A 19,689-nucleotide genomic window follows, 5' to 3' on the forward strand; every position below is an offset into this window, starting at 1 on the left:
CCGGTGCTCACGTACCAAATGTACGCTGCGCGCCGGCTCTCGAAATCACCAGTTTCGCCACGGCCTGCCGCTTTTTGATTCACACACTGCGCAAACGGCTTAATAACAAAGGCGGCAGATGCCGCCTTTTCCATGTCTAGCCTTCAAACCGCTGCCAGCCGCGAGGGCCGAGGTGCTCTTGCGGCGTGAAGCGGATTTTATACTGCATCTTGCGGGATCCCTCGACCCAATAGCCGAGATAGACATGCGGCAGACCTGCAGCATGCGCGCGCTGAATATGATCGAGGATCATATAGGTGCCAAGCGAGCGGTCATGCATATGCGGTGAGAAGAACGAATAGACCATCGACAGGCCATCGGCCATCACGTCGGTGAGTGCTACTGCGATCAGTTCACCGTCGCCCTTGGCGCTGATGAAGCTTTCCGGACCGCGCTTGCGATATTCGATGATCTGCGTGTTCACATGTGTATCCTCGATCATCATCGCATAGTCGAGGACGGTCATGTCCGACATCCCGCCCGAACGGTGGCGCGCATCGAGATAGTCGCGGAAAAGCGCATACTGTTCAGTGCTGGGCTGTGCCTTGTGCACGCGCCCGATCAGGTCACTGTTCTGCGTCCAGACGCGGCGCATATTGCGCGTCATCTTGAATTCGTCGGTAAGGATGCGAACGGATATGCAGGCTCTGCACAATTCGCAGGCCGGGCGATAGGCAATATTCTGGGAACGGCGGAATCCGCCTTGGGTCAGAAGATCATTGATCTCGTTCGCTTTGTCACCGACCAGATGCGTAAAGACTTTTCGCTCCATCTGACCTTCGAGATAAGGACAGGGCGACGGAGCTGTCAGAAAGAACTGCGGAGACTGTTGCGGTTGATGGGTCATTCAATATCCACGAAATGGCAATACCGAAACCATCACGATACTATCTCTAAGGATTGAGCCGACGGCACAAAACGTCAATAGGCATTTGCGCAGCCGGCTCTGAATTTTTTTGATCTGAAGCATCGGCCCGAAAATCTGAATCGACTTTCGGAAAGCACGATGCGTCGATTTAATGGCTCAGAGCGTCGTTTGTGCGTCCAAAAGGACGCAACGGCGCTCTATGCGTTTATCGATCCGAACGGATGACAGCCGTGCCAAGCAACAGGTCATGCACGGTGCGCTTGCGGTCGAGAACCAGCGTGGCAAGCAGGATCAGCGGCGTCAGAACTACATTGAGACCCCAGAACAGGACCGTATGAACGATTGCGAGCATCGGATCGACCGTGCCGCCTTCGAGCCGGACAAGTTTCAGGTTCATCATCTGCATGCCCTTGGTGGCCTGCTGTGGTCCGCCCAAAGTGCGCGCTATGTAAAACAGCGCTACCATGGGAAACATGATGCCGTAGAGCATCCAGCCAAGGCTCAGCGTAATGATGCCGAGGATTGCAATGACGATTGCCGCAGGGATGCAAAGCAGAAAGACAATCAGGTAATCGATAAGAAAAGCCATAATGCGGCGTGTACGCACGCCTTCAAAGAATGCGCGGCTTTCATAACGCGGACCCATGACTTCGCCGTGCAGAATATGGTCGGACATGTTTCCTTCCAGTCGTTTCCAAGGAAGCGTCCGGGGGAGTGTGACAACCGGCGCTGTCCCGCTACCTCAGCGGAACAGTCATCAACATGGGAACCAAAACCGGCGGTTTCAAGGAAATTTGATGAATTCGTACCGGCGGGAGTTACTGCTCAGCCCTGTTGCTTAAGCTTTTCAGCCACTTCGATTGCGAAGTAAGTAAGAATTCCGTCGCAACCGGCGCGCTTGAACGCCAGAAGGCTCTCCATCATCACCTTTTCTTCGTCGATCCAGCCATTAATCCCGGCCGCCTTGATCATCGCGTATTCGCCCGATACCTGATAGGCATAGGTGGGAAGGCGGAACTCGCTCTTCAGGCGGCGGATGATGTCGAGATAGGGCAGGCCCGGCTTGACCATCAGCATATCCGCACCTTCGGCAATATCCTGTTCGGCCTCTCGAACGGCTTCCTCTGGATTGGCCGGGTCGAGATAATAGGTCTTCTTGTCGCCCTTCAGCAGTCCCTGGGTGCCAATGGCGTCGCGATAAGGACCATAGAAGGCCGAAGCGAATTTGGTGGCATAGGACATGATCGGCAGGTGGCAGAACCCATGCTCGTCCAGCGCCTGACGCACGGCACCAACGCGACCGTCCATCATATCGGATGGGGCAATGATATCGGCGCCAGCTTCAGCCTGTGAAAGTGCGCCTCGAACCACCATGGCGACCGATTCGTCATTGATGATCTCACCGTCGCGCAGGATGCCGTCATGGCCATGCGTGGTGAAGGGATCGAGCGCGGCATCGGTGATGATGCCGATCTCCGGCACTTCCTTCTTGATTGCGCGCACGGCTCGATTGATCAGGTTGTCCGGGCTTGCGACGAAGGCGCCATCCTCGGTTTTTACTTCCAGCTTTTCGCGCGGGAAGGGGGCAATGGCTGGAATGCCGAGCTTGGCGGCTTTTTCCGCCATGCGAACGGCCATGTCGACCGAATAGCGTTCGACACCGGGCATTGCTTCCACAGGCTCCGCAACGCCGGTTCCATAGGTCAGGAAGAAAGGCAGGATGAGATCATCGACCGTCAACCGGGTTTCCTGCACCAGCCTGCGCGACCAGTCGGCCTTGCGCATGCGGCGCAGGCGTCTGCTGCCTGTCACGTCATCGACGTGCTGGCTGATATTGGCGGGCAGGTATTTGGACTGACGATCGGTCATGAAACTATTCCCGAGAATTGAAGCCTTGGAATACGAACTCTCAAGGCAGGTATCGGATGCGCACCGTTTATCATGGGAAAAGTGGTTAAACCAAGAACATTGACCTGTGCAGGATTGACGCGGGGCGTCTCACTTTCTACCCATTTGATGGAACGGGAGACACGACATGCAGATTGACTTCGGCGGTGGCAGCGAAATCAGCTTTGAACGCAAGGGAAAAGCGGGGCTTGTGAAGCTCACGCGGACCGACGCGCTCAATGCGCTCACGCATAATATGATTCTGGCGCTGGATCGCGCCTTGCAGGCCTGGGAAGACGACCCTGAAGTGGCTTGCGTCATTCTCGAAGGCGAGGGACGCGCGTTCTGCGCGGGCGGCGACGTGGTTGCCGCTTTCAAGGCCGGTCAGGCCGGAGAGCCCGCCTATGAGTTCTTCCGTGACGAATACAGGCTCAATGCGCGCATTGGCCGTTATCCGAAGCCCTATATCTCGCTGATCAACGGGATTGTCATGGGTGGCGGTGCAGGAATTTCCGTCCATGGTTCGCATCGCATCGTGACGGAAAACACCATGTTCGCCATGCCTGAAACCGGAATCGGGTTCTTCCCGGATGTGGGTGGCAGCGCGTTCCTGCCGCATCTGCATGACAATTTCGGATATTATCTGGCGCTGACCGGTAATCGCATCCGCTGGGGCGACTGCCTGCAGAGCGGTATCGCGACACACGCCGTAGCCGCAAGTGATCTGCATGATTTACGGGACGACATGATTGCGACCGCCGACATTGATGCGGCGCTGACACGCAGCCAGTATCCCGATTTTGAAACATCCGTCGAAACGCGGCAGATCATTGCAGATTGCTTTTCCGGCGCAACGTTTGCCGATTGTATGGCTGCACTGGAAAAAGAAGCCGAAGCGGGTAGCAAAGCTGCAATGGATATAGTCAAGGTTATTGCCACGCGTTCGCCGACCAGCGTTGCGGTGACTTTCCGCCAGATTGCCGATGGCCGTCCGCTCGATCTCGATGATTGCATGCGTATGGAATACCGTATTGCCAACCGCATGCTGGAGGCGCACGATTTCTATGAAGGCGTTCGCGCGTTGCTCATAGACAAGGACGGTGCGCCAGCTTGGAAACCCGCAACGCTCGATGAAGTGAAGCCCGAACAGGTCAATGCATATTTCGCAAATCTGGGCGACAAGGAATTGACCTTTTGATGTATATGAACGAGCTGCGCCAGCATACCCAGCCGAGCGGAACCGAATGGGCTTTCACATGGTTCGTTCGGTTACTCGCCCTTGTGGCTCTGGCGAGCGGCGTTTTTTACTGGATCAGGCTGATCGGTATTCACCCGGGGCTTCTTTGGCGTTTCGATCTGATGCCGTGGCCGTGGCAGACGGCCGTTGTCGCGCTGGCGGTTTTGATGCCTGTAGCGGCGACGGGACTGTGGATGCGGGCGCCCTGGGGGCCTGTGCTGTGGTTCGTGGCGGCACTCGGCGAAATCGCCATCTATTCCGTTTTTTCCCGGCATTTCGAATACAAGCCGCTGACCGTCGGGTTCAACGCGGCCTGTATTGGCATCTACATCGTCTTTCGCATTTTGCTCTTTTTCGAGAAAAGGCGGCAGGCCCGTGCGAGCCTGCCGGTCTGACTTTCGAACGCATCCCGAAAAGTGTGAAACGGTTTTCGGAAAAGATGCTTTCACAACAAACAGTTAAAGCGCCTGCGTCCCTTCATAGCGGGCGAAGGGTTTCGTCATCTGGCCTTTGAAGAGCAGGACATCATAGGTATCAGCCTTGCTGCCAGGCATTTCCATACCCGGCGATCCCATCGGCATACCGGGTGCAGTCAGGCCCGTTGCCTGCGGACGCTCTGCCAGCAAGCGCTTCACCGCACCGGCTGGAACATGGCCTTCGATGACATATCCATCGACGACGGCCGTGTGGCATGAGGCAAGATTGGCATCGACGCCATACTTTGCCTTTACGGTGTCCATCGCTTCCTCGACTTTTACCGTCACATTGAAGCCGGCGTCTTTCATATGTTCAGCCCAACCCTCGCAGCAGCCGCAATAGGGATCCTTATACATGGTCAGTTGCGGAGCTGCGGTAACCGGTTCGGCGTGAGCGAAACTCGTAAAGCCGGTAAAGCTTAACAGCCCGCCGACCACAAGATATTGTGCAAGACGAAGCGCCATGGGTCCCTCCAATGGATTGTTGATGGCGATTATCTAGCCGCTATCGAGACACTTCTCAAATGACGAAAGTTTAATGTGGCGACCTTGCGAACACCCGGAAAACCGGCATTTTTGCGCTGATCCAGTACATCCAGATCAAGCCCCATGAATGGCGTGAAGTAAGCAAACATTAAGCCTGAATAGCCAATCTCGCCGGTAAGTTACTGTTAAGGCTGACTTTTAAGTCGAATTTTATGCATCTCCCCTAAATTCCTCTCAGAACGGTGAGAAACAATACACCGCATAAAACAGGAAGAGAGCTGCATCATGGTTTCATGGAATGCGGCTCCGGCAGAGAGGCAAAAGAAATGATCAACGCACAGCGCAAGACGGACATATCCGCTCCGCTCACGACACCGGAAACTGCACTTCGCTCGCTTTATCTGGAAGCACTCCAGCTCGTCGAGCGCCTGCATCGCCGCCTGCTCGACGTCGTCAAGGACGAGTTCGACCGCAACGGCCAGAGCGATATCAATGCGACGCAGGCTCTTCTGCTGTTCAACATCGGCAATTCGGAACTGACCGCCGGTGAACTGCGCTCGCGCGGTTACTATCTCGGCTCCAACGTTTCGTACAATCTGAAGAAGCTGGTCGAAATGGGCTTCATCCATCATCAGCGCTCACGTGTTGACCGTCGTTCGGTGCGCGTCAGCCTGACGGACAAGGGCAATGAGATTGCCGATCAGGTGGCCTCGCTCTACGAACGTCATATCTCCTCGATCGAGCAGGTTGGTGGCATTCAGGTTGACGAATTCACGGCGATGAACAAGTCGCTGCAGCGTCTCGACCGCTTCTGGAACGACAGCATCGCTTATCGGCTCTAACAAACAACGGTATTGCTGACTGACTGAAAGCTTTGTTGCAGAACTGTCACAACAGGCTGCCATTGAGAAGAATAAGGCGCTGTGAAGCTCCCAATCGTAAGGCGCATGGCTTGAAATTCAGGCCCTGCGACATGATTAAGCCATAAAAACCGACATAAGCGTTTTAGAATGGGCACGGGCAAGATTGTGCCAACTTCAGTCAGGAATGGGCTCGAAATCGAATTTCGGAGAGCGAGCATCTGCATTGCTTGCAGTCCGGATATCGCCTTGTTGACCTATTGCTGATATTCTCTGGGAAGATCCCGCGCGAGCGGCTAGCCTTTTGGGACTAAGCAAAATGACCAAGACCGACAGACCAGCCGATGCTTTCAGGGCCGACCGCCGCCGCTTCCTGCGCGGCGCGGCAACCGCCGGCCTTACCGTGGCAGCCTCCGCCATGGTTTCCTCGGCTTACGCTCAACAAGCTCTGACTGACGTTATTGCATCGTCGCGCCGCGGCAACTGGGCCGATCAGTTTGACGCTCGTGCAACGGGTGGTCAGCGGGTCGCAACCAATCAGCCGGTTTTGAGCCCGCAGACGGTCGGCAACCTCCAGACCGCTATCGCGCAATATACCGATATTGCCGGTCGCGGCGGCTGGCCGAGCGTTCCGGGTAACGCAAAGCTCCAGATCGGCGTCACCGATCCGTCTGTACAGGCGCTGCGCAAGCGCCTCATGATTTCTGGCGATCTGCCACAGGAAGCAGGACTTTCCAGCTCCTTCGACACCTATGTCGATGCTGCCGTGAAGCGCTTCCAGTCCCGTCACGGCCTGCCTGCCGACGGCGTCATGGGGCAGTTTACCTATGCGGCCATGAATGTGGACGTGAACACGCGCCTCGGCCAGCTTCAGACCAATCTGCAGCGCCTTTCGCCTTTGGCCAATCAGGGGCTGCAGGAACAGCGTTTCGTGATGGTCAACATCCCGGCTGCGCGCATCGAGGCAGTTGAAGGCGGCAGCGTCGTGCAGCGCCATACGGCGGTTGTCGGCAAGATCGACCGCCAGACGCCGATCCTCAATTCGAAAATCCACGAAGTCATTCTCAATCCTTACTGGACCGCGCCGAAGTCGATCATCCAGAAGGACATCATTCCGCTGATGCGGAAAGACCCGCAATATCTGGCGAAGAACAAGATCCGTCTTTACGATCAGTCGGGCCAGGAAGTTGCGCCGGAAACCATCGACTGGAATACGGACGATGCTGTAAAGCTGATGTTCCGTCAGGACCCGGGCAAGATCAACGCCATGTCCTCGACCAAGATCAATTTCCACAACCAGCATGCAGTCTATATGCACGACACGCCGCAGAAGAGCTATTTCAACAAGCTCATGCGCTTCGACTCGTCGGGCTGCGTTCGCGTCCAGAATGTGCGCGATCTCGATGTATGGCTGTTGAAGAACACTGCTGGCTGGGATCGTCAGAACATCGAAAGCACCATCAAGTCCGGCACGAATACGCCGATCCAGCTTGCCGATCCGGTTCCGTTGCACTTTGTCTACATTACGGCCTGGTCCACTGGCGACGGCGTAGTGCAGTTCCGCGACGACATCTACAAGATGGACGGCGCAACCGAACTCGCACTCGGTACGGACACCTGATTCTTATCGGGAGTTGAAGTTTTCCAAGCCGTCCGGACTCGTTCCGGGCGGCTTTTTCGTTTCAGCTCATTTATCAAATCGGTTTGCCGCATTTTGGAATAAGCTTTTCGCTTTGCGACCATTGGCCTTGTGCGTTCAAGTGTGATAATGCGCCTCATCCATATAGCTTTTACCGGCTAACCCGGAGGGTGTGAAACATGTCTCAAGCCAACGCCGCCGCCAAGAATGCGTCTTCCGACGTTTTCTTCAATGCAAGCCTCGAGGACATCGATTCCGAGATTTTCGGTGCAATCCGCAACGAACTCGGTCGTCAGCGCCATGAAATCGAGCTGATCGCCTCGGAAAACATCGTTTCGCGCGCTGTTTTGGAAGCACAGGGTTCCATCCTTACCAACAAATATGCCGAAGGCTATCCGGGCAAGCGCTATTACGGCGGCTGCCAGTATGTGGACGTTGTCGAAGAACTGGCGATTGAACGCGCCAAGAAGCTCTTCGGCTGCGAATTCGCCAATGTTCAGCCAAACTCCGGCAGCCAGATGAACCAGGCTGTGTTCCTCGCGCTTCTTCAGCCGGGCGATACGTTCATGGGCCTCGACCTCAATTCGGGTGGTCACCTGACGCACGGTTCGCCGGTCAACATGTCTGGCAAGTGGTTCAACGTCGTGTCCTATGGCGTCCGTCAGGACGACCATCTGCTCGACATGGACGAAGTTGCCCGCCTTGCACGTGAGAACAAGCCGAAGCTCATCCTCGCAGGTGGTACGGCCTATTCGCGCGTCTGGGATTGGAAGCGCTTCCGCGAAATCGCCGACGAAGTCGGTGCCTATCTCATGGTCGATATGGCGCATATCGCTGGTCTGGTTGCCGGTGGCGTTCATCCTTCGCCGGTTCCGCATGCACATGTCTGCACCACGACGACGCACAAGTCGCTTCGCGGTCCGCGCGGCGGCATGATCCTCACCAATGATGCCGATCTGGCGAAGAAGTTCAATTCGGCTGTTTTCCCAGGTCTTCAGGGCGGCCCGCTGATGCACGTCATCGCCGCCAAGGCTGTTGCCTTCGGTGAAGCGCTGAAGCCGGAGTTCAAGCTCTATGCCAAGAACGTCGTCGACAATGCGCGCGCGCTCTCGGAAGAACTGAAGTCGAATGGCCTTGATATCGTTTCCGGTGGTACTGACAACCATCTGATGCTGGTCGATCTGCGTCCGAAGAACGCAACCGGCAAGCGTGCTGAGGCAGCTCTTGGACGCGCCAATATCACCTGCAACAAGAACGGTATTCCGTTTGACCCTGAAAAGCCGTTTGTCACCTCCGGCGTCCGTCTCGGCACGCCAGCCGGCACGACCCGCGGTTTCGGTGTTGCGGAATTCAAGGAAATCGGTTCGCTGATCGCCGAAGTTCTCGACGGCCTCAAAGTTGCCAATTCCGACGAGGGCAACGCTGCTGTCGAACAGGCCGTGAAGGAAAAGGTCATGGCCTTGACCGCCCGTTTCCCGATGTACGACTATCAGGGCTAAGCCCGTTTCCATGATTAAGATGAAGCCCCGTTTCAACTCTGTTGAGCGGGGCTTTTTCGCAGGATTTTTTAGTGTCGCAGCCGGTAGGTCCATTGCCGCTAATGGGCTATGATCGACGGGAATCGGTTGTCGGGATGATGCTCTTGCGGTTGTATCGTGAGCGATCCCACATATAGGCTACCTTCTCGCCCGTGCCTCGCTGCGAGGGTGTTCCAGTTAAAGTCGAAAGTGTTCCATGCGTTGTCCCTATTGCCAGTCTGAAGATACGCAAGTGAAGGATTCCCGCCCTGCGGAAGACGGCGCGGTCATTCGCAGACGCCGTGTCTGTTCAGTGTGCGGCGGTCGTTTCACGACGTTTGAGCGCGTGCAGTTGCGCGACCTGATGGTTGTGAAGAAAAGCGGGCGTCGGGTCCCCTTTGATCGTGACAAGCTCACGCGGTCCATCGAGGTGGCGCTGCGCAAGCGCGATGTCGATAGCGACCGGGTCGAACGCGCCATTTCCGGCATTGTCCGTCAGCTTGAAAGTTCGGGCGAGGCGGAGGTGACATCCGACGAAATCGGACGGCTGGCGATGGATGCGCTGAAAGGCATCGACGATATCGCCTATATTCGCTTTGCGTCGGTCTATCGCAATTTCAGCCAGGCTGTCGACTTCCACAACGTCATCGATGAACTGACAGTCGCTGAAGCCGAGGACGATCTGGACACGTAAGCATGACTGGCAGCAAGTTTCCGCCTTCGAACGCAACTCCCGATGATGTTCGCTTCATGGAGGCGACGATCCGTCATGCGCGGCGTCATAAAGGGCTGACTGGCACCAATCCCTCCGTCGGAACGATCCTTGTCAAGGATGGTGTCATCGTTGGGCGCGGTGTAACCGCAATTGGCGGCAGGCCCCATGCCGAGCCGCAGGCACTGGCAGATGCGGGAGAGGCCGCACGCGGCGCGACGGCTTATGTGACGCTGGAGCCATGTGCACATCACGGACGCACGCCGCCCTGCGCGGAGGCTCTGGTGCGGGCAGGGGTGGCGCGTGTCGTAGTTGCCGCGACCGATCCGGACGAGCGTGTCAGCGGAAAAGGCTTCGCCATTTTGCGCGAGGCAGGGATTGAGGTCGTGCCCGGCATTCTCGCCGAACAGGCTGCCGACGATCTTGCCGGTTATCTGAATCGTTCTGCAAAAAAACGCCCGGAAGTGATTCTGAAACTTGCGCTTTCCGCCGATGGCATGATCGGTCGCCGGGGCGAGGGACAGGTCGCGATAACGGGGCCGATTGCACGTGCGCAATCGCATATTCTGCGAGCGCAAACCGATGTGATCCTGATTGGTATAGAAACAGCACTTGCTGACGATCCGGTGTTGAACTGCCGTCTGCCGGGGCTGGAACAGCGCTCGCCTGTTCGTGTGGTGCTCGACAGCGGATTGCGCCTGCCGCTTTCCTCGAAGCTTGTTCGTACCGCTGATGCCCAGCCCTTGTGGGTCGCCTGTGGCGAAGAGGCATCGCCGGAGCGGCGCTATGAGTTGAAGGCTGCCGGTTGTCGCATTCTTGCAACCGAAGCATATGATTGCCGTATCGCCTTGCCCGAACTGATGGACGATCTCGCCGCACAGGGCATTTCCTCGGTTCTGGTTGAGGGTGGAGCAGGTGTTGCCAAGAGCTTTCTGGAAGAGGGATTGGTCGACCGGCTTGCGATCTTCCGCTCGCCGATTGAAATCGGCCCGGAACACGGGGTTGCCGTGGACGGGCTTGCAACCCATATCGCAGACAAGTTCAAAATTCTGAGGCAGGCTCGCTATGGCGACGATGCCTATGCAGAATATGTAAGGAAGAGTTGATGTTTACAGGCATTATTACCGATATCGGCAAGGTGGACCGGATCAAGCCGCTGAACGAAGGCGTTCTTCTGCGTATCGAGACCGCTTATGATCCTGAAACGATCGAGCTTGGCGCATCGATCGCCTGTTCCGGTGTCTGCCTCACGGTGGTGGCTCTTCCGGAAAAAGGCACGAATGCGCGCTGGTTCGAGGTTGAGGCATGGGAAGAAGCGCTTCGCCTGACCACGATCTCCAAGTGGCAGAGCGGACGGAACATCAATCTGGAACGCTCGCTGAAGCTTGGCGACGAAATGGGCGGTCATCTTGTTTCAGGTCATGTCGACGGGCAGGCTGAAATCGTCGAGCGCAAGGAAGAGGGCGACGCAGTGCGGTTCACCCTGCGCGCACCGGAAGAACTGGCACCATTCATCGCCCAGAAGGGTTCAGTCGCTCTCGACGGAACTTCGCTGACGGTCAACGGCGTGAATGGGAGTGAGTTCGATGTGCTTTTGATCCGCCATTCGCTTGAAGTCACGACCTGGGGCGAGCGGAAAGCGGGCGACAAGGTGAATATCGAGATCGACCAGCTGGCACGTTACGCAGCAAGGCTTGCGCAATATCAGAAATAGGCTTACAGCCTAAATTCCCAGGCTGTAAAAGCATATCCCGATTTTAAGCGTTGACCGCAATCGTTGCGGTCCGCAAAATTTGTCATGGAGTCTCTCATGTCCAAGCACGAGGCGCATGCGCCGCATTTGCTTATTGTTGAAGCGCGTTTCTACGATGATCTTGCCGACGCGCTTCTGGATGGCGCAAAGGCAGCCTTGGATGAGGCAGGGGCAACCTATGACGTGGTGACGGTTCCCGGTGCACTGGAAGTTCCGGCAGTTATCTCGTTTGCTCTCGATGGCGAAGAGAATGGCGGCAAAGAATATGACGGATTTGTCGCGCTCGGCACGGTTATCCGTGGTGAAACCTATCACTTCGATATAGTATCCAATGAATCCTGCCGCGCACTCACCGATCTGTCGGTCGAGGAAAGCATTGCCATCGGCAACGGCATTCTGACGGTCGAGAACGAAGAGCAGGCATGGGTTCGCGCCCGCCGCGAAGACAAGGACAAGGGCGGTTTTGCTGCCCGCGCTGCGCTGACCATGATCGATCTGCGCAAGAAGTTCGGAGTCTGATCATTATGAATTCTTCTACCGAAGGCCGTCCGACCCCAAATCTTCCACGCACGGCGAACAAGCGCGGCGTTGCCCGTCTTGCTGCGGTCCAGGCGCTCTATCAGATGGATGTTGCCGGGACAGGCGTTCTGGAAGTGGTGGCCGAGTACGAAGCCTTCCGTCTCGGTAAGGAAGTGGACGGCACGCAATATCTCGATGCCGATCCGCAGTGGTTTCGCGCAATCGTGGCCGGTGTCGTCGATGAACAGCTCAAGCTCGATCCGTTGATCCATCAGGCGCTGACGGAAGACTGGCCACTGTCGCGTCTCGATTCGACGCTGCGTGCCATTCTGCGCGCTGGCGCTTGGGAATTGCAGACGCGCAAGGACGTGCCGACCGCTGTGATCGTGTCGGAATATGTCGATATCGCCAAGGCTTTCTACACGGAAGACGAGCCGAAACTGGTCAATGCCGTGCTTGATCGTCTCGCATTTGTCATTCGCGGCGAGAGCCGTGGCGTGAAGCCGCGCTGATCCGGCTTAAGCGACATTAAATATGAAAAAAGGGCTGTGAGAAATCGCAGCCCTTCTTTCATTGTACGCTGGCAAAGAACGACTTGACGTTTGTTAAACCGTTTCGCATGTTGGTCATGCGGCATTGAGAATGCTGAAATGCAAGGAATCGCGCCAATTGATTGATTCCAAGGCGTAAGTTCCAAACGTGAATATACCGATGAAGCCCGGTATCTTGTATTGGCTTCAGGCACTTCCATGCCGCTCAATCGGGTCCGGGGAGGGGTTTTCGGGCCTATCCTGCGCATGTGCCTGCCGGCAATCGCGGTTCGCGATCTGACGGTAGCCGGCGCGAGCTGTGGAGCGTATTTCGGTCTGTTTGCAACGGATCGGCGTTCCAATTGTCTGATTGGCCGCGCATCTTTTCCGAAAACCGTTTCACTTTTCGGGATGCGCTCAATGGGAGTTGGCCTTTATGCAAATGGGAGTGGCAGTCTTAGTTCTCGTCATTGCCTGCGGCGTGGTTTCCGTTCTTTTCGCCATATGGGCGATCCGCTCGGTTCTTGCAGCCGATCAGGGGACGGAACGCATGCAGGAAATTGCTGAAGCCATCCGCGAGGGTGCCTCAGCCTATCTCACCAGACAATATTCGACGATTGCAATTGTCGGCGTCGTGGTTTTTCTGGCAGCCTGGTATCTGCTGTCGATCAGTGCCGCAATCGGCTTCCTGATCGGGGCGGTTCTGTCGGGTGTCACCGGCTTTATCGGGATGCACGTTTCGGTGCGCGCCAATGTACGCACCGCGCAGGCAGCTTCGCTCAGCCTCGCCGGAGGGCTTGAACTGGCGTTCAAGTCAGGGGCCATCACCGGTCTTCTGGTCGCAGGGCTCGCGCTGCTCGGCGTCTCCGTCTACTATTTCATTCTCACCGTCTGGCTTGGGTATTCGCCTTCGGACCGCACCGTTATCGATGCGCTGGTGTCGCTCGGTTTCGGCGCATCGCTGATCTCGATCTTTGCGCGTCTTGGCGGTGGTATTTTCACCAAGGGCGCTGACGTTGGCGGCGATCTTGTCGGCAAGGTAGAAGCCGGTATTCCTGAGGATGATCCACGCAATCCTGCAACCATTGCGGATAATGTCGGCGACAATGTCGGCGATTGTGCAGGCATGGCCGCCGACCTGTTCGAAACTTACGCGGTAACGGTCGTCGCGACCATGGTTCTCGGCGCGATCTTCTTCAATGGATCGGACGTTCTTCCGAGCGTCATGCTCTATCCGCTGATGATCTGCGGTGCCTGTGTCATCACGTCGATCGTGGGCACGTTCTTCGTCAAACTCGGTGTAAATGGCTCCATCATGGGCGCGCTTTACAAGGGGCTGATCGCAACGGGCCTGCTTTCCATTGTCGGTCTTGCCGTTGCCAACACGCTGACCATTGGCTGGGGTGAAATCGGAACCGTGGCCGGCAAAAGCATTACCGGCTCCAATCTCTTCATCTGCGGCCTGGTTGGCCTGATCGTGACCGGTCTGATCGTCGTGATCACGGAATACTATACCGGTACCAACAAGCGCCCGGTGAATTCCATCGCGCAGGCATCGGTGACGGGACATGGCACGAATGTCATTCAGGGGCTGGCGGTTTCGCTTGAATCCACGGCTTTGCCCGCAATTGTGATTGTTGGCGGCATTATTTCGACCTACCAGCTTGCGGGCCTGTTCGGTACGGCTATCGCCGTCACTGCCATGCTCGGCATTGCAGGCATGATCGTGGCGCTCGATGCCTTCGGCCCGGTTACGGACAATGCAGGCGGCATCGCGGAAATGGCTGGTCTCGACCCGGAAGTCCGCAAGGCCACCGATGCGCTTGACGCGGTCGGCAATACCACCAAGGCTGTTACAAAGGGCTATGCCATCGGTTCGGCGGGTCTTGGCGCGCTTGTGCTGTTTGCGGCTTATTCCAACGATCTGGCCTACTTCGCGGCCAACGGACAGACATATCCATATTTCGCCGATATGGGGCCTGTCTCCTTCGACCTCTCAAACCCCTATGTGGTTGCTGGCTTGATCTTCGGCGGTTTGATCCCTTATCTGTTCAGCGGCATGGCGATGACGGCCGTCGGCAGGGCAGGCAGCGCGGTTGTGCAGGAAGTGCGACGCCAGTTCCGTGAAAAGCCGGGGATTATGACAGGCAAGGAACGCCCGGACTATGCTCGTGCGGTCGATCTTTTGACCAAGGCTGCGATCCGGGAGATGATCATCCCATCGCTTCTGCCTGTGCTGGCACCGATTGTTGTTTATTTCGGCGTGTTGCTCATCTCGGGCTCGAAGGCTGCGGCCTTTGCGGCGCTCGGTGCATCGCTTCTCGGTGTCATCATCAATGGCCTGTTCGTGGCGATTTCCATGACGTCCGGCGGTGGTGCATGGGACAATGCGAAGAAGAGCTTCGAAGACGGGTTTACTGATGCCGATGGCGTGAAACATCTGAAAGGATCGGAAGCGCACAAGGCGTCGGTGACTGGCGATACGGTCGGCGATCCCTACAAGGATACGGCTGGTCCTGCGGTCAATCCGGCGATCAAGATCACCAACATCGTGGCCCTTCTGCTCCTGGCTGTGCTGGCGCATATGTCCTGACGGAATGAATGGGCTCCAAAAAAGAAAACCCGCCGTGAAGGCGGGTTTTCTGTTTGTAGCTATCCGACCGGATCAGTTGTTGGCGCCGCCTGCAGCGCCCGGCAACGATGTCGGGGCCTTGGAAACACCCTGAATGATCTGGCCAAGGAAGGTCTGGTCCTTGCCGCCTGTCGGCGTGGTGCGTGATACGAAGTCGAACAGCTTGCCGTCTTTCAGGCCGTAATTGGCGATATGCTCGACCTTGCCGTCCTTGTCGAAATAGATGGCGAGAATCTGCCGCTCGATGATCTTCGGCTTCATGAACTGCGCGGCGCGATAACGCTTCTGCGAGATGTAATAGAAGACTTCATTATCGAAGGTCGCGGTGGTGGAGGGCGTACCGAGCGCCAGAAGCACCTGCTCGCGGCTGGAACCTACCGGCACCGAATCGAGTGCCTGCTGGTCGAGTACGTAACCCTCTGTCAGCGTTTCGGACGGGTTAAGCGTAGACGCGGTGTTGCATCCGGCAAGAGCCAATGAGACGAGAATTGCAGTGCCTGCGAGAAGAGCACGCTGCTTGCGTACGCCAGAGGATGCACTTGGAAAAATTCGCTGCAACAAAGACCTCTCCATACATTCTAAATCAGCGCGGCACTTTCGCCGTCGGGAGAACTTCGGTAAACCACCTTGCTTATTTATGCAACTGGAACGGTCGTACGGACATGATTCTCCAACTATTCCGCCGCAAATCGAAAGCAAACGAGGCAATTCTGCTTCGCGTTTACGAGGTGATCGTGGCAGCGGCGCGGCAAAAGCGATTTTATGCACAATTTCAGGTGCCCGATACGCCGCTCGGTCGCTATGAAATGCTTTCCGTGCATATTTTCCTCGCCCTTCATCGCATGAGGGGAGAAAATGTGGCGCTTGCCAACCTGGCACAGGAAGTTGCCGACGAGTTTTTCAAGGATGTCGACCATTCGCTGCGCGAGCTGGGCATCGGCGATCAGGGCGTACCAAAGCGCATGAAGAAGCTCGCGCGTATGTTTTATGGCCGCGTCGCGGCTTATAGTGAGGCGCTGGATGCAAATGATGCAGAGGCGCTGGCTGCGGCACTGACGCGAAATATCCGCCCGGATCTCGAATTCTGGCCACATGCTCGCCATTTAAGTGAATATGTTCTGGGGTGCCGCGATCATCTGCAAAAAATTGCGGACGATGCTTTGGCGGCAGGCGACATTTCCTATATGGATGCAGATAAGAGCGCATCCTGAAAAGTGTGAAACGGTTTTCGGACAAGATGCGCGTCAAAGATGGACTTTGCGCCAAAAAAACTGCTGAAGAGGCCAATGAGAATGACTGATAAGCCGGCGCTCACCTATCCTGTTCCGGTTCTTCACCTGCCGCAAAAAGGCATAACGGTGAAAATAGGTACGGATGAGAAAGAGCGCGCAGCGCTCGCGGCAGAACATGGGCTCGAAGCCGTAAACGCGTTCACTGCGGAATTTCTGATCACGCCGTGGAAAAAAGACGGTATCCGGGTGCGCGGTCGCATCGATGCGGAAATCGTGCAGTCCTGCATTGTGACGCTGGAGCCGATGACCAATAGTATCGGCGAAGAAGTCGACACGATCTTCGTGCCGGAAAATTCGCGGCTTGCGCGGATTCAGCTTGATGAAAGCGGCGAAATGCTGCTCGATGCGGAGGGGGCGGACATTCCGGAAGTTTTTGCCGGCGACAAGATCGACGTCGGTGCGATTGCGGAGGAATTTTTCGATCTCGCCATCGATCCTTATCCTCGCAAACCGGGCCTGCCTGACGAAAGCGAATCGAGGGTTTTCGGGGACGACGACGGCGATGAAGAGCCAGTTTCGCCGTTTGCGAAACTTTCAGAATGGCAGAAGAAGCCGTAATTCACAGTGAGTTTGATAGAATTTGGTTGTGCGGAAACGCAAAAACACTATTTTCGCCGAAAACCTGTCTGCTGCAAATGCAGGGCAGGGGCAGGGATCGCACAGGAATAATCAAGAGTGATTAAAATTTCGATTGACGCGATGGGCGGTGATTTTGGCCCAGAAGTGGTCATCCCCGGCGCGGCGAAGGCACTTGAACGCCATCCTGACATCCGGTTCATTTTTTTCGGGCTGGCCGGTCAGGTCGAGCCTGTGCTGGCACGTTATCCAAAACTGCAGGCTGCATCCGAATTCCGCGCTAGTCAGGTTGCGGTTAAAATGGATGACAAACCAAGTCAGGCGCTTCGCTCTGGTCGCGGCAAATCGTCCATGTGGCAAGCGATTGAAGCAGTAAAGACGGGCGATGCCGATGTCTGTGTTTCAGCCGGAAATACCGGCGCACTGATGGCCATGTCAAAATTCTGCCTGCGTATGCTTTCAGATGTCGAGCGTCCGGCAATAGCTGCCATATGGCCGACTTTGCGCGGTGAAAGTGTTGTCCTGGACGTGGGTGCCACCATTGGTGCCGATGCGCGTCAGCTTGTGGATTATGCTGTGATGGGCGCCGGTATGGCGCGCGCCCTCTTCGAGATACGCAAGCCGACCGTTGGTCTCCTCAATGTCGGTACGGAAGAGGTCAAGGGCCTCGACGAGATCAAGGAAGCCGCACAAATTCTGCGCGATATGCCGCTTGAGGGATTGCACTATACCGGTTTTGTTGAAGGCAACGATATCGGCAAGGGCACTGTCGATGTTGTCGTGACGGAAGGCTTCACGGGCAATGTCGCACTGAAAACCGCCGAAGGTACGGCACGCCAGATGGCCACACTGCTCCGGCAGGCAATGACGCGCACATGGCTTGCGAAGATCGGGTATATTTTTGCTAAGGGCGCATTTGATCGCGTTCGCGAAAAGATGGATCCGAACAAGGTCAATGGCGGCGTCTTTCTCGGGCTTAGCGGAATCGTCATCAAAAGCCATGGCAGCGCAAATGCCGAGGGCTTCAGCTCGGCAGTGGAAGTCGGCTACGACATGGTGAGAAATCGCCTGCTGGAAAAGATCGAGGCTGATTTGGCACATTTCCACCACAGTCATCCGCATGTTTCGAATGATGGTGGCGAGGCTGCGAAGGCATAATTCCGGCAACGCCATCCGGAAGATGCATTTGGAAAAGATTTGGGGTTGCCGATTATTTTTTCGGCACCGAAGCGGTGAAGTAACTTTTACCGATTATGTGTAGGGCCAGAATTCTCGACTGCGCGCGTGCATGTTCGCTGCGCCGGTCGCATAAGGACAGGAAATAAGAGATGATAAGATCTGTCGTGCGGGGTATCGGTTCGGCGTTGCCGAAGCGGGTCATGAAGAATACCGATTTCGAAGGTATTATCGAAACCTCGGACGAGTGGATCGTGCAGCGCACGGGTATTCGTGAGCGCCATATCGCAGGCGACGACGAAACCACCGTTTCGCTCGGCGCTGCGGCGGCGCGCGCAGCTATCGAGAATGCCGGTTTGCAGCCGACCGATATTGATCTCGTTCTTCTGGCCACCTCGACACCCAACCACACCTTTCCGGCAAGTGCCGTGGAAATCCAGCGTGAGCTTGGAATCACCGGTGGCTTTGCATTCGATATGCAGGCTGTTTGCAGCGGCTTCATCTATGCTGTCACGACTGCGGACCTCTATATTCGCGGCGGCATGGCGAAGCGCGTTCTGGTCATCGGCGCAGAAACCTTCTCGCGTATCCTTGACTGGAACGACCGCACGACCTGCGTTCTGTTCGGCGATGGCGCCGGTGCGCTGGTTCTGGAAGCTGCCGAGGGCAATGGGCTGACCTCGGATCGCGGCGTTCTCGCTGCCAATCTGCGCTCGGACGGCAATCACAAGGAAAAGCTTTATGTCGATGGCGGTCCATCGACGACCCAGACGGTCGGTCATTTGCGTATGGAAGGCCGTGAAGTCTTCAAGCATGCTGTCGGCATGATTACGGACGTTATCGAGGCTTCGTTCGAAGAAACCGGCCTTACTGCCGAGGATATCGACTGGTTTGTCCCGCATCAGGCGAACAAGCGCATTATCGACGCTTCCGCGAAGAAGCTGAATATCGCTGAAAGCAAGGTTGTCATCACTGTGGACCGCCACGGCAATACCTCTGCGGCATCCGTTCCGCTGGCGCTGGCGACCGCTGTTGCGGATGGCCGTATCAAGAAGGGCGACCTCGTTCTTCTGGAGGCCATGGGCGGCGGATTTACGTGGGGCGCGGTTCTGTTGCGCTGGTAGGGGCAGACCCCCTCAATTTGACAGAAATGGTGTGAGCCATCCGTTTGGATACGAGGCGAAAAGGCGACGGGAATGTGGTTCATTTTCGAGCCTTTTCGACGAAGTAGCCGGACGGATTGACTACATCCTTCGGACACCGAAATGACTGGCGATCTGCTGCGTCGAACCGCCTGACCGGGGAACCACCCCGTCCGTCGTGTTCCTCCTTGCTGCTCTCGTCATTTCAGGTGTCATTTCTATCAAATTGGGGAAGTCCTGACCCTAAGCAACAAATTTGATCTGCCGTGATGAAACTCGCGGCTTGACCGTTACGCTTTTATTTGTGTAACGTCCTGTCACGTAAGGATATTATCTGTTCAAACGCTA

The 19,689-nt window shown here is 56.3% G+C and carries 20 protein-coding genes; 15 read left to right on the forward strand and 5 right to left on the reverse strand.

Annotated elements, in window-relative coordinates:
• Positions 1-136: 136 nt before the first annotated feature.
• From CQZ93_RS04275 to hemB, 3 genes are all read right to left on the reverse strand, one after another.
• Complete coding sequence (locus tag CQZ93_RS04275; RefSeq protein ID WP_105541486.1) at positions 137-886, reverse strand: arginyltransferase; 750 nt, start codon at positions 884-886, stop codon at positions 137-139.
• A gap of 226 nt (positions 887-1,112) precedes the next feature.
• Entirely contained in the window at positions 1,113-1,583 is a 471-nt protein-coding gene (locus tag CQZ93_RS04280) for an RDD family protein (RefSeq protein WP_105541487.1), read from the reverse strand.
• 149 nt (positions 1,584-1,732) lie between these two features.
• On the reverse strand, positions 1,733-2,776 hold the full coding sequence (hemB, locus tag CQZ93_RS04285; RefSeq protein WP_105541488.1) for a porphobilinogen synthase: 1,044 nt from the start codon (positions 2,774-2,776) through the stop codon (positions 1,733-1,735).
• 166 nt (positions 2,777-2,942) lie between these two features.
• On the opposite strand from hemB, the gene CQZ93_RS04290 reads away from it, so the two are divergent.
• A complete protein-coding gene (locus CQZ93_RS04290) occupies positions 2,943-3,992 on the forward strand; it encodes an enoyl-CoA hydratase/isomerase family protein (RefSeq protein WP_105541489.1) in 1,050 nt (349 codons plus the stop codon).
• Positions 3,992-4,426 carry a DUF6163 family protein gene (locus CQZ93_RS04295; RefSeq protein ID WP_105541490.1) on the forward strand — a complete coding sequence of 145 codons (435 nt, stop codon included), beginning with the start codon at positions 3,992-3,994 and terminating at the stop codon, positions 4,424-4,426. Before CQZ93_RS04290 ends, CQZ93_RS04295 begins: the two co-directional genes overlap by 1 nt.
• Positions 4,427-4,489: 63 nt before the next feature.
• Here CQZ93_RS04295 and CQZ93_RS04300 read toward each other — a convergent pair whose 3' ends face one another.
• Positions 4,490-4,972 (reverse strand): DUF411 domain-containing protein, encoded by a 483-nt coding sequence (locus tag CQZ93_RS04300; protein ID WP_105541491.1) that lies wholly within the window; start codon positions 4,970-4,972, stop codon positions 4,490-4,492.
• 347 nt (positions 4,973-5,319) lie between these two features.
• Here CQZ93_RS04300 and ldtR point away from each other — a divergent pair, with 347 nt between their 5' ends.
• The 9 genes from ldtR (at position 5,320) to CQZ93_RS04345 (ending at position 15,116) form a co-directional block, all read left to right on the forward strand.
• Positions 5,320-5,835: a transcriptional regulator LdtR gene (ldtR, locus tag CQZ93_RS04305; protein ID WP_105543168.1), complete on the forward strand. Its 516-nt coding sequence runs from the start codon at positions 5,320-5,322 to the stop codon at positions 5,833-5,835.
• Positions 5,836-6,172: 337 nt separating this feature from the next.
• Entirely contained in the window at positions 6,173-7,474 is a 1,302-nt protein-coding gene (locus tag CQZ93_RS04310) for a L,D-transpeptidase family protein (RefSeq protein ID WP_105543169.1), read from the forward strand.
• A gap of 197 nt (positions 7,475-7,671) precedes the next feature.
• Complete coding sequence (glyA, locus tag CQZ93_RS04315; protein ID WP_105541492.1) at positions 7,672-8,991, forward strand: serine hydroxymethyltransferase; 1,320 nt, start codon at positions 7,672-7,674, stop codon at positions 8,989-8,991.
• Positions 8,992-9,226: 235 nt separating this feature from the next.
• The gene (gene nrdR / locus CQZ93_RS04320; RefSeq protein WP_105541493.1) at positions 9,227-9,703 is read left to right on the forward strand and encodes a transcriptional regulator NrdR; all 477 of its coding nucleotides are present in this window, start codon (positions 9,227-9,229) and stop codon (positions 9,701-9,703) included.
• A 2-nt stretch (positions 9,704-9,705) separates the two neighbouring features.
• On the forward strand, positions 9,706-10,827 hold the full coding sequence (gene ribD / locus CQZ93_RS04325; RefSeq protein WP_105541494.1) for a bifunctional diaminohydroxyphosphoribosylaminopyrimidine deaminase/5-amino-6-(5-phosphoribosylamino)uracil reductase RibD: 1,122 nt from the start codon (positions 9,706-9,708) through the stop codon (positions 10,825-10,827).
• A complete protein-coding gene (locus tag CQZ93_RS04330; protein WP_105541495.1) occupies positions 10,827-11,435 on the forward strand; it encodes a riboflavin synthase in 609 nt (202 codons plus the stop codon). Before ribD ends, CQZ93_RS04330 begins: the two co-directional genes overlap by 1 nt.
• Before the next feature lie 96 nt (positions 11,436-11,531).
• Positions 11,532-11,993, forward strand: coding sequence for a 6,7-dimethyl-8-ribityllumazine synthase (locus CQZ93_RS04335; protein WP_105541496.1), 462 nt, complete (start codon positions 11,532-11,534; stop codon positions 11,991-11,993).
• Between the two features lie 5 nt (positions 11,994-11,998).
• Positions 11,999-12,505, forward strand: coding sequence for a transcription antitermination factor NusB (nusB, locus tag CQZ93_RS04340; protein WP_105541497.1), 507 nt, complete (start codon positions 11,999-12,001; stop codon positions 12,503-12,505).
• Positions 12,506-12,959: 454 nt separating this feature from the next.
• Positions 12,960-15,116: a sodium-translocating pyrophosphatase gene (locus CQZ93_RS04345; protein WP_105541498.1), complete on the forward strand. Its 2,157-nt coding sequence runs from the start codon at positions 12,960-12,962 to the stop codon at positions 15,114-15,116.
• Positions 15,117-15,188: 72 nt separating this feature from the next.
• Here CQZ93_RS04345 and CQZ93_RS04350 read toward each other — a convergent pair whose 3' ends face one another.
• Positions 15,189-15,716: an outer membrane protein assembly factor BamE gene (locus CQZ93_RS04350; protein WP_105541499.1), complete on the reverse strand. Its 528-nt coding sequence runs from the start codon at positions 15,714-15,716 to the stop codon at positions 15,189-15,191.
• 101 nt (positions 15,717-15,817) lie between these two features.
• Here CQZ93_RS04350 and CQZ93_RS04355 point away from each other — a divergent pair, with 101 nt between their 5' ends.
• From CQZ93_RS04355 to CQZ93_RS04370, 4 genes are all read left to right on the forward strand, one after another.
• The gene (locus CQZ93_RS04355; RefSeq protein WP_105541500.1) at positions 15,818-16,366 is read left to right on the forward strand and encodes a ubiquinol-cytochrome C chaperone family protein; all 549 of its coding nucleotides are present in this window, start codon (positions 15,818-15,820) and stop codon (positions 16,364-16,366) included.
• An 81-nt stretch (positions 16,367-16,447) separates the two neighbouring features.
• Positions 16,448-17,005 (forward strand): YceD family protein, encoded by a 558-nt coding sequence (locus CQZ93_RS04360; protein ID WP_105543170.1) that lies wholly within the window; start codon positions 16,448-16,450, stop codon positions 17,003-17,005.
• A gap of 117 nt (positions 17,006-17,122) precedes the next feature.
• A complete protein-coding gene (plsX, locus tag CQZ93_RS04365) occupies positions 17,123-18,181 on the forward strand; it encodes a phosphate acyltransferase PlsX (RefSeq protein ID WP_105541501.1) in 1,059 nt (352 codons plus the stop codon).
• Positions 18,182-18,351: 170 nt separating this feature from the next.
• Entirely contained in the window at positions 18,352-19,323 is a 972-nt protein-coding gene (locus CQZ93_RS04370) for a beta-ketoacyl-ACP synthase III (RefSeq protein WP_105541502.1), read from the forward strand.
• Positions 19,324-19,689: the final 366 nt, after the last annotated feature.

Origin of the sequence: Ochrobactrum vermis (genome assembly GCF_002975205.1) — a bacterium.
Lineage (GTDB): Bacteria > Pseudomonadota > Alphaproteobacteria > Rhizobiales > Rhizobiaceae > Brucella > Brucella vermis.